The sequence below is a fragment of the Paraburkholderia sp. D1E genome (assembly GCF_052682275.1).
Map to the genome: position 1 here is coordinate 7,150,757 of NZ_JBQYMB010000001.1, position 13,893 is coordinate 7,164,649.

Annotated in this window: 14 protein-coding genes; 2 read left to right on the top strand and 12 right to left on the bottom strand. The window is 60.9% G+C overall.

Annotated elements, in window-relative coordinates; all coding sequences use genetic code 11:
- The first annotated feature begins 167 nt into the window (after positions 1-167).
- Both ACUN0E_RS32195 and ACUN0E_RS32200 read left to right on the top strand, forming a co-directional pair.
- Positions 168-434, top strand: a complete 267-nt coding sequence (locus ACUN0E_RS32195) for a helix-turn-helix domain-containing protein (RefSeq protein ID WP_408223427.1) — start codon at positions 168-170, stop codon at positions 432-434.
- Complete coding sequence (locus ACUN0E_RS32200) at positions 431-1,780, top strand: type II toxin-antitoxin system HipA family toxin (RefSeq protein WP_445569108.1); 1,350 nt, start codon at positions 431-433, stop codon at positions 1,778-1,780. The genes ACUN0E_RS32195 and ACUN0E_RS32200 overlap by 4 nt, the downstream gene beginning before the upstream one ends.
- Before the next feature lie 111 nt (positions 1,781-1,891).
- Here ACUN0E_RS32200 and ACUN0E_RS32205 read toward each other — a convergent pair whose 3' ends face one another.
- From ACUN0E_RS32205 to ACUN0E_RS32260, 12 genes are all read right to left on the bottom strand, one after another.
- Positions 1,892-2,404 carry an ureidoglycolate lyase gene (locus ACUN0E_RS32205; RefSeq protein WP_445569109.1) on the bottom strand — a complete coding sequence of 171 codons (513 nt, stop codon included), beginning with the start codon at positions 2,402-2,404 and terminating at the stop codon, positions 1,892-1,894.
- Complete coding sequence (gene alc / locus ACUN0E_RS32210) at positions 2,404-3,414, bottom strand: allantoicase (protein WP_445569110.1); 1,011 nt, start codon at positions 3,412-3,414, stop codon at positions 2,404-2,406. The genes ACUN0E_RS32205 and alc overlap by 1 nt, the downstream gene beginning before the upstream one ends.
- Before the next feature lie 73 nt (positions 3,415-3,487).
- The gene (gene uraD, locus ACUN0E_RS32215) at positions 3,488-4,009 is read right to left on the bottom strand and encodes a 2-oxo-4-hydroxy-4-carboxy-5-ureidoimidazoline decarboxylase (protein ID WP_445569111.1); all 522 of its coding nucleotides are present in this window, start codon (positions 4,007-4,009) and stop codon (positions 3,488-3,490) included.
- On the bottom strand, positions 4,006-4,956 hold the full coding sequence (puuE, locus tag ACUN0E_RS32220) for an allantoinase PuuE (RefSeq protein WP_408223435.1): 951 nt from the start codon (positions 4,954-4,956) through the stop codon (positions 4,006-4,008). The genes uraD and puuE overlap by 4 nt, the downstream gene beginning before the upstream one ends.
- Positions 4,957-5,205: 249 nt before the next feature.
- The gene (locus ACUN0E_RS32225) at positions 5,206-6,072 is read right to left on the bottom strand and encodes an aspartate/glutamate racemase family protein (RefSeq protein WP_445569112.1); all 867 of its coding nucleotides are present in this window, start codon (positions 6,070-6,072) and stop codon (positions 5,206-5,208) included.
- 24 nt (positions 6,073-6,096) lie between these two features.
- Positions 6,097-7,578, bottom strand: coding sequence for an NCS1 family nucleobase:cation symporter-1 (locus tag ACUN0E_RS32230; RefSeq protein ID WP_445569113.1), 1,482 nt, complete (start codon positions 7,576-7,578; stop codon positions 6,097-6,099).
- 332 nt (positions 7,579-7,910) lie between these two features.
- Complete coding sequence (locus ACUN0E_RS32235) at positions 7,911-8,651, bottom strand: GntR family transcriptional regulator (protein ID WP_445569114.1); 741 nt, start codon at positions 8,649-8,651, stop codon at positions 7,911-7,913.
- 314 nt (positions 8,652-8,965) lie between these two features.
- Complete coding sequence (gene ldcA / locus ACUN0E_RS32240) at positions 8,966-9,892, bottom strand: muramoyltetrapeptide carboxypeptidase (RefSeq protein WP_445569115.1); 927 nt, start codon at positions 9,890-9,892, stop codon at positions 8,966-8,968.
- A gap of 27 nt (positions 9,893-9,919) precedes the next feature.
- Complete coding sequence (gene tadA, locus ACUN0E_RS32245) at positions 9,920-10,570, bottom strand: tRNA adenosine(34) deaminase TadA (protein WP_445570559.1); 651 nt, start codon at positions 10,568-10,570, stop codon at positions 9,920-9,922.
- A 161-nt stretch (positions 10,571-10,731) separates the two neighbouring features.
- Positions 10,732-11,133, bottom strand: coding sequence for a DnaJ family domain-containing protein (locus tag ACUN0E_RS32250; protein ID WP_408335855.1), 402 nt, complete (start codon positions 11,131-11,133; stop codon positions 10,732-10,734).
- Positions 11,134-11,678: 545 nt separating this feature from the next.
- A complete protein-coding gene (locus ACUN0E_RS32255) occupies positions 11,679-12,278 on the bottom strand; it encodes a 2'-5' RNA ligase family protein (RefSeq protein ID WP_445569116.1) in 600 nt (199 codons plus the stop codon).
- 525 nt (positions 12,279-12,803) lie between these two features.
- Positions 12,804-13,709 (bottom strand): helix-turn-helix transcriptional regulator, encoded by a 906-nt coding sequence (locus ACUN0E_RS32260; RefSeq protein ID WP_445569117.1) that lies wholly within the window; start codon positions 13,707-13,709, stop codon positions 12,804-12,806.
- Between the last annotated feature and the right edge of the window lie 184 nt (positions 13,710-13,893).

Below are 13,893 nucleotides of genomic sequence, written 5' to 3' on the forward strand. Positions count from 1 at the left end.
TCAGGGTTGCTTGTTAAAAATGACAATTAAAATTGTAGCCCAAGAGATACGAATTAAAGTAAATTCGAGAAATTGTAGCCCATGAGGCACAAAACAATAAAATGATTTGTGCCTCATGGGCTACAATATAGACTTACAATTGAAAATTTGATGCCCTGGGGCTACAAATGACCAATCTCGCTGACGTATCGGACATGCTAAAGGCCGTTCGGCGCGAAAGCCGCCTGTCGCAAGAGGAATTGGCCCACCGCGCGGGCGTGGCTCGCACCACCGTCGCGCGTATGGAAACGCTCGCCAAAAACGATATGAGTGTGTCCGTGCTTGTGCGTCTGCTCGAAGCGGCCGGCTACGACCTCAAGTTTGTCGCGCACGGTCACGGGCGCACGCTCGAAGACATCCTGGCTGAACAACGCATGCCGGACACGGACTCATGAGGCTCGACGTTCAGGTACAGGGCAAGCACGTCGCTACGCTGTTTCGCGAGCGCGACGACTACGTCCTCAAATACGATCGTGACGCAACGGCGGCCGATTTCATCAGTCTGACCATGCCGGTACGCGAAGAAGCCTGGCGCTGGCCGCGCGACCTGCATCCGTTTTTCCGGCAAAATCTGCCGGAGGGCTACCTGCTCAATCTGATCCGCGAGCAATTCGGCCCCTTGCTCGACGGCACCGATCTGTCGCTGCTTGCCGTAGTCGGCGCCATGGGGATTGGCCGCGTCACCGTGACGCCCGAAGGCGTCGCGCCGGGCACCGAACTGCAACCGTTAGACGTGCAGGACATCCTGCACGGTGACAACACCGCCGAACATTTCGCTGCGCTGGTTCGTGAATATGCGCGCGCGGCCATCTCGGGTGCCGTGCCGAAGTTCATCGCACCTCAAACGGACGCTTCCAGCGCGTCCACACCGACGCCGCTCGGCAAACCGACAATCCGAACCAGCCGCCACATCGTCAAAGGCTCCGATGACAGCACGCCGTTCCTCGGTTTCAACGAGTTCTACTCGATGCGCGTGCTCGAACGGCTTGGCGTAGCGCCTGTCGCGCGCACGCAGATGTCGGACGATGGCCGGGCGCTGATTGTCGAACGCTTCGACGTCGATACGCATGGGCTGCCAGCCTATGGTGTCGAAGACATGTGTGGCCTGCTAGGTTTGCCGCCACACGAAAAATACAATTCGACCAGCGAAAAAATGCTCAATGCCGCGCGAGCCTACCTGCTCGACCGTGACAGCATGCGCCAGCAACTCGAGCATCTCGCCTGGCACTTGCTGACAAACTACGTCGTGCGCAATGCGGACTGCCATACGAAGAATGTCGCGCTGCTCTACACGTCGGTGGATGACGTCGCGTTCACGCCTGTCTACGACATCGTCACGACGCAGGCTTATCCGCGTTTCGCGGCCAATCCACCGGGCCTGCCGATCGACGGCCGTAAGACCTGGGCGGCAGGCAAAACGCTCGAGCGCTTTTTTAACACCCGCATGGGAATCGCACCACGGCAATACGCGCAGATGGTCGAAGCGTTGTGCGATTCGGCGGTCGCTGTCGGTCACGAATTGATTGAAGCGGCGCGCAACGAGCCACGGTGGCACCACGTCGCGAAACACATGCTTCACGCCTGGGACGACGGCACGGCATCGCTACGATCGCCGAAAAAAAGCCTGCAGTTCAAAGGACTCAAACCGGCAATCGAAGCCGCGGGGTTCTCGGCGCCGGAGCCGGCGGAGCGTGCGCGCGAAGTGATCGGGCACTCACCGCTCTTAGGCAAGCGTAGCTGAAAGATCAGTTGCCCCTGCCGTCGCCTTCCTTAAAAGAAAAAAGCCCACAGCAAGTACTGTGGGCTTTTTTTACAACCAACCGGCTCAACGTACTACGCTAAAGCAACGACCTCAAACGGTTACCGCGCTCAACGCATCTTCAGTGAGCCAAAGCGACTCGGCCAGATCCTGCTCGTTCAGGTTCAATCCATCGCCGCCACGATCGACGACGATAAAGTCGCTCACGTCGCCCAATGCAATCAGCGGATGGTGCCAGACACCCTTCGCATAGTTCACACCTTGCCAGCCGCTCGTCACAAACGCACGGATCCGAGTCGGGTCCAGTTCGCCCGCCGGCGCCACGACCACCAGATACGGCTTGTCGTTCAGCGGCACAAAGGCCTGGCTACCCAGCGGATGCCGTTCAAGCATCTTCACTTCGAACGGCAATGTACGCGGCTGACCGCGAAACAGGTTCACGAGCGTGCGGCCGTTCTCGTCGGTCACGTCCACTTTCGCGAGATCGTGATAACGAATCGTGGTGCCGAGGTTGATCGGAATCTGCTTCGCGCCTTCGAGTTCGACCACGTCGCCGAACGGGGCGAACGCTTCCTTCGTCAGCGGTTCGATAGCCAGCGTTTTCATTATGCGAGCGTGCCCCACAGACGCAGACGCGACACGCCACCGTCCGGAATGATGTTGAAGCGCACGTGCGTCACCGGACCCAATGCAGCGATTTCGCTTTCGAAATAGTGCTGGTTGTCCATCTTCAGCTTCTGCTCACCCAGCAGCACCGGCCAGAACATGGCTTGCGTGATCAGCGAGCTGGCCGTGCCGCCCGTTACATACGCGGCCTGGATCGAGCAGCGATCCGGATAGTTGCCCTTGAAGTGAGCCGTATCGACTTCGATCTTCTTGATCACACCCGGTTGTGCCAGCGCGACGATCGCCCAGTCATTGCCCGGTTCACGGCGGCGACGCGTTTCCCAGCCGTCGCCCATGTTCACGCCGCGGCCCGGCATCAGAATCGTCGACGCTGCACCGAAGTGCTGGTTGTTCGCCGCGACCAGATACGCGCCGTTTTCCATCGCGGCCAGATCGAACTGCTCGGTGCGGCTTGCGCCTGCCCAGTCGACTTGCGGCTGGCCATACACACGCAGACGCGCAATACCGCCGTCCGGGTAGATGTTCACGCGCAGGTGCGTGTAAGCATTCGCGTCGCTGACTTCGTGATAGTGGTGGCTGTTGCCTTGCAGCGTGGTCGACGGAACGATTTCGGTCCATTGCGTCGACTGGTTCGGTACGCCGTCCACGACTCGCGCACCCTCAACCGAAGCCGCCGGCGGGAAATTACCCGTGAAGTGGCTGGTGTCGAGATCGAGACCCTTGATCACGCCCGGACGCGCGAGCTTCACGACGCACCAGTCGTAGCCGTTCGCGCGCTTGCGGCGCGTTTCCCAGCCGTCCATCCACTTACCGTTGTCGTCGTACTTGCCCGGAATGAAGACGGCCGGCTCCGGATTCAGCATGCGATCCTTCGGTGCGAAGAAATCGTCGCTGGCCTCGAGCGCCTGTGCGCCCAGACGCGGGTCCGCCAGATTCACATAGCGGCGCGTGAATTCCGGTGCGTTGGGGTCGAGAATCGGGAGTGCCATCTTTGTCTTCCTTAATGTTTGCTAGTGCTGAAAAAACGTTTCGGTTCGAGGTCCGCGACGCGTAGTTAAAGCCTTACGCGTCGACCAGGTCGTCGAGCCGGAAACGTGCGATGCGGTAGATCTGATCGAGGCTGGCGCGCAATTCATCCGCGCGGCCGTTGTTCACGCGCGCCTCGAAGTTCGCGATGATGCCGTGGCGGTCGTAACCGCGCACCGCGAGGATGAACGGAAAGCCGAACTTCTCGCGATAGGCGCTATTCAACGCCACCAGCCTGTCGAATTCTTCCTGTGTGCACTGGGCAAGGCCCGCGCCGCTCTGCTCACGCGTGGATTCGGCCGTCAACTCGCCACGCACCGCAGCCTTGCCGGCGAGCTCCGGGTGGGCGTTGATCAACGCCAGTTGCTTCTCTTCACCGGCAGTCTCGACGATGTACGACATCTTTCGATGTAATTCATCGATGCTGGCAAACGGCCGTTGCTGGGCGGCGATTGCCGCAACCCACGGCGAGTGCTCGAAAATGCCCGACAGCGCCGCGACGAACGCGTCGGTCGAGGTGCTGTTGAGTTGGTCCAGAGTGTATTGCATCGCCTTCATGCCGCTGCCCCGCGGTTGTTTTGTTGGTAAGGGTGATGTTCGCGCCAGTGCCGCGCGATATCGACGCGCCGCGTCACCCACACGCGATCGTGCTGTTCGATATGGTCGAGAAAACGTTGCAATGCGCGGAAACGCCCAGGGCGGCCGAGCAGGCGGCAGTGCATGCCGATCGACAGCATCTTCGGTGCTTCGTCGCCTTCTTCGTACAGCACGTCGAATGCGTCGCGCAGGTACGTGAAGAAATGGTCCGCGGTGTTGAAGCCTTGCGGGCTCGCAAAGCGCATATCGTTAGTGTCTAGCGTGTACGGCACGATCAGTGAGGGGCTCTTTGCACCGCCCGTCACTTCGACATCCATCCAGAATGGCAGATCGTCGCCGTAGTAATCCGAGTCGTACAGGAAGCCGCCGTGTTCGGCGACCAGACGATGCGTATTGGGACTGTCGCGGCCGGTGTACCAGCCGAGCGGCCGCTCACCCGTAATGCGTTCGATCGCTTCCATGCCGAGGCGCATGTGTTCCGCCTCTTTTTCCGGAGACACGTCCTGGTAGTGAATCCAGCGATAGCCGTGGCAAGCGATCTCATGACCGAGCTCGACGAAGGCGCGCCCCAGATCAGGATGCCGTTCGATCGCCATGCCGACGCCGAACACCGTGAGTGGCAGGCTGCGCTTTTCGAATTCGCGCAGGATACGCCACACGCCGGCGCGCGAGCCGTATTCGTAGATCGATTCCATGCTCATGTGACGAGCCGGATAAGACGCCGCGCCAACGATTTCCGACAGAAACTGCTCCGAGCCCGGATCGCCGTGCAGCACGCAATTCTCACCGCCTTCTTCGTAGTTCAGGACGAATTGCACCGCGACGCGCGCTCGACCCGGCCAGTTCGCCTGCACCGGGTGGCGGCCGTAGCCGATCAGATCGCGTGGATAGTTCGAGTCGAGTGGCATGGTTTGACGAAAGCGTGATGACGGTACGTAAAATTCGCGTAGAACTCACGTGACATGCACGTGGGGTTTGCGTGGCGTTGCATGCGTTTGCGTGCGTTTGCGTTATTACGGCATGCCGGCGCGGGCGAAAACAGGCCTGAACAGCGGCACCAGAACCAGTGGCAAATCGTGTTCGGGTACCAACGCCGAGTGGGACCAGTGTAGCGAAAACACCCGGGTGCGCCCATACACCCGGGCAGATAGTGCGTGTCAGACGGGATGTATGTGCGAATCCGGTCCCACTGGGCGTTCTGTGGTGTTTACCCGCAGTAAACCGGTCGAATTTGCACTTTCCACGGCGCTTGCGGCCGAATCGCGAGGCGGCTGGGGATTTGGGTCCGCATCAGCCGGACTGAAGGCTTCCAGCGCGCCGTCGTAGCGCTTGGCCAGCGGCCGGGCATAGTCACCCCGCTTGGCCGTCGACAGCCGTAGCGCGACCAGCGCCTCGGTCCATTTGACTGCCGCCGTCACGCCCTCGATCACCGGCGCGCCCAAGGCATCTTCAATCTCCGCGCACAACTCGGCCATGCCAGCGCAACCGAGCACGATCGCATCCGATCCGTCCTCCTCCAGCGCGCGCCGGCATTCATCGAGGATGATGCGGCGCGCCGCCGAGCCGGGCTTGTCCAGATCGAGCACGGCGACGTCGGTGGCGCGCACGTTGCGGCAGAACCGCTTCATGCCGTAGCGCTCCGCGAGATGCCACGCCATGCCGCACGTGCGCGCCAGCGTGGTCACCACCGAAAATCCCGGTGCCAGCACGCTTGCCGCATGCATCGCCGCTTCGGCGATGCCGATCACCGGACCGCGCGCCAACTCCCGTGCCGCGTACAAACCGGGGTCGCCAAAGCAGGCGATCACGTAACCGTCGCAGCCCTCGCGCTCACCGGCGATGATCTCGGCCAGCAAGCCGGGCGTCGCGAGCGCTTCGTCGTAATAGCCTTCAATCGACGGCGGCCCCATCGTGGGATTCACCGCAATCACTTCAGTGCCGGGCGCGGCGACTTCGCGTGCGCAGCGGCCCATGGCGTCCGTCATGCGTTGCGTCGTATTCGGATTGATCAGTTTGATGCGCATATCGACTCCTGTTGCAGCACGGGCTCAGCGAGCCAGCACACGGTAGAACACTGCACCCAATCCAGCCCCGATGAACCACGAAAAATTGGCTAGCCCGTCGAGCGTCGGCACCATCACGCAGATCACCGCGATGAGCGCAGCCGGCAACAATGCGGCCACGGCTCGGTAGTTGACACCGTTGGTGTACCAATATGAACCGGCCGGCGAAACCGAGTAGAGATCATCAAGCACGACCTTCTGACGCTTCACGATAAAATAATCAACGATCAGGACGCCATACAAAGGTCCGATGAAGCTGCCGAGCACATCAAGCGTGTAGTGAATCACAGCCGGGTTATTGAACAGGTTCCACGGTGTGATGAAAATCGACGCCACGGCCGCGAGCATGCCGCCCGCACGCCAGCTAATCAGACGCGGCGCGACGTTCGAGAAGTCGAAAGCCGGCGAAACGAAATTAGCGACGATATTGATACCGATGGTTGCGATCGTGAAGGTCAATGCGCCGAGAATCACCGCGGTCGGATAGTCGATATGGCCCACCGTTTCTACCGGGTCCGTGATCAATTCGCCGAATACCGGCAGCGTCGCCGCGGTCGTGATCACCGTCACCAGCGAGAAGGCGAGGAAGTTGACCGGCAAGCCCCAGAAGTTACCGCGCTGCACACTGCGAAAGCTCTTGCCGTAGCGGGAAAAATCGCCGAAATTCAGCATCGGTCCGGAGAAGTACGAGACCACCAGTGAGATTGCCGTGATCATCACCGGCACCACTTGCATGCCGTGGTATTTGACACCGCCCAGGTTGATGCCGATGTTTCGCCATCCTGCGCGATACACCATGTAGCCCGCGAGAATGAACATCACCACGTAGACCGCCGGACCGGCGAAGTCGATGAACTTCTTGATGGTCTCCATGCCGTGCCAGAACACGAGTGCCTGCAAGACCCACAGCAACATGAAACCGGCCCAGCCCAAGGTGGAGAGACCCATGAACCCATGGTGATGCACATCCGCGTACGGCAACAGTTGCGGAACGAACTTCAGCACCACGATCACCAGTGCGCTCGAAGCCAGATAAGTCTGGATTCCGTACCATGCTACCGCGATCAAACCGCGAATCACGGCAGGGATATTCGCGCCGAGCACACCGAACGTCGCGCGGCAGGCCACCGGATAAGGCACGCCGTTCGCCTGACTCGGTTTGGCAATCAGATTGCAGAGTACGTTGACAATGGCAATGCCGACCAGCAGCGCGATCAGGACCTGCCAGCTTGTCAGCCCAAGTGCGAACAGACTGCCCGCGAACACATAACCGCCGACGCTGTGCACGTCCGACATCCAGAACGCGAAGATGTTATAGGCGCCCCAGGTTTGATGGCGCAGCGGCGCCAGGTCTTCGTTGTACAGCCTCTCGCTGTAGCCTGCGGGCATCGACGGATCGCTGGGCACGCCGCCGTCTCCGTAAGTGGGAATTGCGGGATTGCCGGGCGCTGCACTGAACTGAGCCATGTTTCCTCCTTGGGATAGGGACCATCGATAGCAAATCGAAGGACGTTGCATCGGCCAAGCCAGTTGCCTCTCCTCGATCTGGAAACAGGAGGTTCGAACCGACCAATTGACCGTGCCGCGGATGTCTCTGTACTTGATGTACTTGTGGTTATCGCACCGCCTGTAGCCGCGGATTCCCGGCGATGCGTTACTACTCCAAGGCTGTCATCCCATGACGGCCACGCGTGCGCAAGCCGGCAGCGCTCACGTCGAGCCGCCTTGCAACGCCTGATTCAGTTCAGTTCAATTCAGTGCGGCGCGCACCGTCAACGGACACGCACCGGCCGCGTGCCTCAGCCTGGCGCGGACTTGGTTCCAGATGCTTCCTTCGGTGCGCCGTTGAGTGCACCGAACACTTCATGCAGATCGGCCGCGCCACGTGCGGGGCGGTCCAGCATCTTCAACTCGACGCTTTGCAAATGGCGCGACATGAGTGCCGCCGCCTCTTTTGCATCGCCGGCGTCGAGCGCGGCGAGAATCGCTTCGTGGTCTTCGAACGAGCAAGGGCTGCGTCCGAGCGACTCGTACAGGGCCGAAATCAGCGTGGAGCGCGCCACCAGTCCGTTCAGGCAATCGCACAGCACCGTGTTGCCGGTGAGCCCGGCCAACTCGGTATGGAACTCACCCGACAGGCGAATCCACGCCGGAAAATCACGTGTTTCGAACGCTTTGCGTTCGCGGCCGATCATGCTGCCGATGCTCTTCAAGCGGCGCATGCCATGACCGCCGCAAATCTTTTCAACCACAGCCAGTTCGATAATCCGACGCATTTCGAACACTTCATGCACTTCCTGCAGCGACGGACTAGCGACGAACGCTCCACGATTCGGCTCGAGATCGACGAGATGATCGGTCGCCAGTTGCGCGAGCGCCTGCCGGATCGGGCCACGCTTCACACCGAATACTTCGCACAACTGTGCTTCTGTCAGTTTCGCTCCAGGCGCTAGCCGATGCTCGAGGATTGCTGCGCGGATGCGCTCGGCGATCGCTTCGGGTTTCGAACTATTCGAGGTTGCGGAGTCGGTGTCGGACATGATGTTCGTCTCGGTATGTTGGTCATCATAGGATGGACATAAAGATTGTCAACAATTTTTGCCTAGAATTTCGACAATCCACGTAGTTGGCCTGAGTTACGGGTCCGCGGATACGCCGTACAGGCCTTGTTCAGCTTCACTACCAGTTTAATTAATCTATAGGATGGTCGTCTATTGGAGACGATTTTTGTCAACAAAATGAGAGACCTTCATGGAACCGATCTGCTAGGAGTCGCCCCAATAAATTGACCGTTAGTTGCGTTGAAAACCTGAAAAGAAAGCGGACAAAGCCCGCTTCATAGCCCCGCGCGCTTTCAGGCGAGGGTCGGATAGCCCGATAACGTCAGTTTGAACCCATGCGCATTGGCGACGAGGTGCGCGTCCGCGCCAACCGGCAGCGTCAGCATGTTGGGAATGTGGCCGAATTGCAGACCGGTGATGACCGGAATTCCAATCACCGACCTCACCTGCTCGATCATCGTGTGCAGGTCGTAGCCGTTGTCGTACTCGTACGATTTACCGCCGGAGAAATCGCCCAGCACAAGCGCCTGCTGCTGCGCGAGAATGCCCGACAGGTGCAACTGATAAAGCATCCGCTCAAGCCGGAACGGCTGCTCGTTGACATCTTCGAGGAACAGAATGCCGCCCTGCACTGGCGGCATGTATGGTGTGCCGATCAGCGAAGTCAGCACCGCCAGATTGCCGCCCCACAACATGCCCTTGACGTCGGCAGTTTGCGCTTGCGGCGCATTGCTCGTCACCGTCATGGTCGGCCTGGTCAGCGCGGACCAGAAGTGCTGCATGGTGAATTCGCTCAGATCTTCCGCGCCAAAATCGCTCATCAACATCGGGCCGCCGAAAGTTTTCACACCGGCGCGCGCCAGCAAAGCAAGCTGTATCGCGGTGAAATCGCTATGGCCCACCAGCGCAACCGGCTGATCGGCCAGCCGCCGTTGCAGCCCTTCGTAGTCGAGTCCGTGCAGGATACGCGCCGCGCCATAGCCACCACGCACGGCTAGCACGATGTCGGGCAACTCACGCGAGGGGTCGGCCAGCCGGTTCAGATCGGCGGCACGCTCGCCGTCCGTGCCGGCGAAGCGCTGGTAGCGGCGCCTTGTCGCCTCCACACCCTCAACGCGATGCCCCTGCGCATGCAAGCGATGCAATGCGCGATGCAGCACCTCGGCATCATGCGGATATCCGGACGGTGCGATCAATTCAATGGTGCGATGGACGGTCATTGGCAAGACCTGTTGGACGTTGTTGTTTTAGAGCGGCTCAACCGATCCCGGTTCGCTGTGTGCGTCGGCGTCGCCGGTGCGTGCCTCACCACGCACTTCGACATGCACTTCAGGGTGTGCTTCGCTGCTTGCTACGACGTGCGCTTCGCTCCGTGCCGCCGCGCGTGCCTCTCGGCTTGCGCGCCGCCGCTCGGCGAAGAACGATTTGAGGGCGTCGCCGCATTCTGTTTCGAGCACACCGCCAGTCACCGTGGTGTGGTGATTCAACTGTGGATTCGCGAATGCGTCGACGACACTGCCGCACGCGCCGGTTTTCGGATCGCGCGCCCCGAACACGACGCGAGCGACGCGTGCGTGCATGATCGCACCGGCGCACATCAGGCAAGGTTCCAGCGTCACGTAAAGCTCGCAGCCCGGCAGACGGTAGTTTTCGACGGCTTGCGCGGCCGCGCGCAATGCGATCATTTCCGCATGCGCCGACGGGTCGTGCGCACCGATCGGATGGTTGAACCCTTTAGCGATGACTTCGTCGCCCCGCACGAGAACCGCGCCAACCGGCACTTCGCCTGCGGCGCGGGCTTCTTCTGCGGCAGCCTGGGCGAGCGCCATGAAGCGACGATCGCGCTCCGAGACAGGCGGCGGTACGGGCGATTCGTCTGGTGTGGGTGTGTCGATCAGCGTAGCGGCGGCAGCCGTGGGAGTCAGATCACTCACCACGGGTGCTGGAGTATCGGGACCAACGGTTCCGGCCTGAGCAGCCGAAAGCGTGACCGCCTCGGTCAATTCACCAGAGTCGCCCGGCTCCGGACCCGGCGCGGCGGGACGGGCAAGCGGCTCGCTCACTGCGAACCCGCATCGGCCATATTGAGGTTGCCGGCACGTTCCGACAGCCGCTCGGCAATGCGGCGGCAGTATTCGCGCGGCAGGACCAGTGGGCCGCCGCGCAGCGATTCAAGCGCCATATAGAGCGCCAGCATGCGCGCCTGAAGACGGCAGCGGGTGGCCTGATCGCTCACGGCATTCAGATCCGCTTGCAGGTCGCGCAAGGCGCGCAGCTGCTCGACAGCCGGCGGCACGAAGCCCGCATTCTTCAGAATCCGGTTGGCAACGCGCACTTCCTCAGGGACAAGTGCATCGTCCTCCAGAGGCAGCGGCGCACCCGCGCCCGGCAAATCATCGAACTCACCGCGCGCGGCTGCGGCGGCAATACGCTGTTCGACTAACGCATCAAGCAATTTCATCTGCAGTCCACTACGTTGCGGCCCAAGCATTCTATCAGGGAGCGCGCGCCGGTTCTGGCTGTCTGACCGACGAATCCCCCTGGTTTTCAGATTTTGCGTATTTGAGGGACACCTGGCGTGGATTAGGGTGGAGGGTTGCCGGCGCCACGCTTCGTGCCCGCAAAAAACTTACAACCATCTTTCACCATGCGGCGCAAAACGGCCGCCCATAGCTGCCCTACTCATTGAATTCCTCTTACGCTATGCAATCCGGAACCACCGACCACCGCTTCAACATTGCCGTTTCCGCTCACGCCAGACGCTTCGATCCGTGCCCCATCGTATCGGCTGCACGACCTCAAAATCCCGCTTTCAAGCGATATCTACGCATGGCATTGGCGGCGTTTGCGATGTCGGCCGCGTTATCAGGCTGCGGCGTGTTCTGCGGCGGTGCAGGCGGGAGCGGCGGCGCATTCGCCGGCGGTTGCGCGACCGGCGTGCGGTTCTAGTCCGGCGCGCCTCAACGCATGGGCTTCACGACAACCGCCGCGAAGCCAGTACCACGGTCATCCGGCCGCCAACCGCCAGCGCGCCAGAACGACATGCCGGGTCCGCCCGAGCAGGCTGTGGACCAGCGCAAACTCGCGCACATTCCAACTGACGGCCTCGACAGGACGCTTCACGAACCAGGGCATGCCATAAGCGAGGGTCACGTGCGGGGTGTATGAGGTATTTGACGAGACCGCGCGATCCCCAAATCCAGCGTCTTGCAATGCCACTGCAAGTGCCTCGTGAAGCGTGTGGAGCCCAACGACACCCTCGCCTCCACTCAACACCAGCGGCCCCGGCCGCGGCTTCAGCGCAAAACTGAGGGCATTGTCGAACTCGACGCTAAAAGGCGCCATCCTGACCGACGCAGCCGCGCTCACGGCCGCATCCACCCGCGCCGGCGGCAAACCGCCCGCGAAATTCCCGAGGTGCAGCAACGTGGCGTGCAAACGGTTGGCCGCGAGAGGCTTGCTCTTCGAGCGCGTCTCCCCGCAGAGCTGTTGCGCCAGCTTCGAGATGCTCGCCGCCGTATGCGTATCGGGAAAGACGGCGAAGAACAGGCCGTCTGTCGGCACAGGTGGCGCCTCGAGTCCGGGCAGCCAGAGTTGCTCAGGCATGGCGCGCCTGAATCGGTGACGCAAACATTTAGAAGAATCTCCTCTCATCGATGCGGGCTTGCCCGCGCATCTGAAAATTTTCACAGCTCGATGGCGCGAAGCTCACCACGTCGGTTCACGCCCAAAACCGTTGCACTCACTGGGCGCACGCATACGCACATGCCCACCACTGTACATTCATACAGTAGTGTCGGCAACGTGGAATTTGCAGACGGTACAGTCGCGACGGTCGTAACGCGCGGCACCACGGCCACTCAACGCGGCGCTACTGAGTGAGAAAGTCCGTCTGGGGACGATTTGGACGCGCCGTTCGAAGTGGAAGGCGGTTGCGCGATCGCGACTTGTCATCCGTCGTTCGCGCTGAGGCAACTGGGCAGGACAGTGATAGGCGTCGCGGGTCGCTCCTATCCCGCATCACCGTGCGATTTCGACCGCGGGCTCAACCAGGAATGGAATCGACGTTAGCAACGCGCCCGCGCTCTCACAAGCATAAGTGCCCACGCAACACCCCGCCCCGGCAAACCCTCAAATCAACTCCATCTTCGAGGTCAGGTAAGTCAGCTCGATCCGGTTCGCCACGCCAAAGCGCTTGCGAAGTTTGCGCAGGTGGTAATCGACGTTATGCGCGCTCGTGTCGAGTCTTCTGCCGATTTCCTTATCGGATGCGCCTTCGGCGATTCCGGTCAGCAGTTTCTGCTCGAATACGGTGAGCCCGTGCGCTGCGTGTTCGCGCGCTGCTGAGATCAACTTCGGCGAGCCGAACTTATGCACCGACAAACCGATCGACAACGCCTGCTCCACGGTGGCCCGTGTGATCCATTCGCGACTGCGGCGCGGCGCTGTAAAGCTCATGAAGGCGTGCAGCCGCGTGCCCGGCATCGCCATCGAATACATGATCCCGCTGCACATGCCGTCGTCGCGCATGGTGTGCAGAAAGTCGTCGAGTGCCTCGGGTGGAGCCGGCACATCTTGACCGCTATGCCCGCGCAAGTTGCGCAGATCCCACACGATCGCCATATTGCAGCGGCGTGCGCCGAAGGTGCGCGGATCGACATCCACGTGATGGCGATCCACATACTCGCCGCGATAAGCCGAGGGCGTGAACGCCTCGTGCAAAAAGAGCCGCTGCACGCCTTCACGGGAATATTCGAGCGCGAAATAAGCAAACGTCGAGAAGCCCGTCAGATGTAGCAGGCTCGCGACGATGCGCGTGCGCTCCGCCTCGCTCTGCGCACTGGCCAGCATGTCGGCCACGCCGAGACGCGGCGCATCTTTCTGTTCGACTGCCGCCGGTTTCGAGTCGTTGTACCAGACCACCGGAATCGAATTCGCGCGCTGCATCGCGTCGCGCGCAACGCTCCCGGCGCCCGCAGCGCTCGCCGCCGGCAGGATGTCAACAGGGTGATCTTCGCTTAGCGCAATGTCGGACATCGGTTCCTCACCACGGCGGCGCAGCGACGCAGATTTCGCTCGGTACGAACTACGGCGCGAAAAATAGCGACGAGATGAATGGAAGAAAAACGTTGCGGCGCGCAGGGTTTTTAAATTGCCGCTGATCGTTCGTGAAACATATCGTAATATCAATGCCGAACGATAGCGCAAGCAAAGCGCGTGT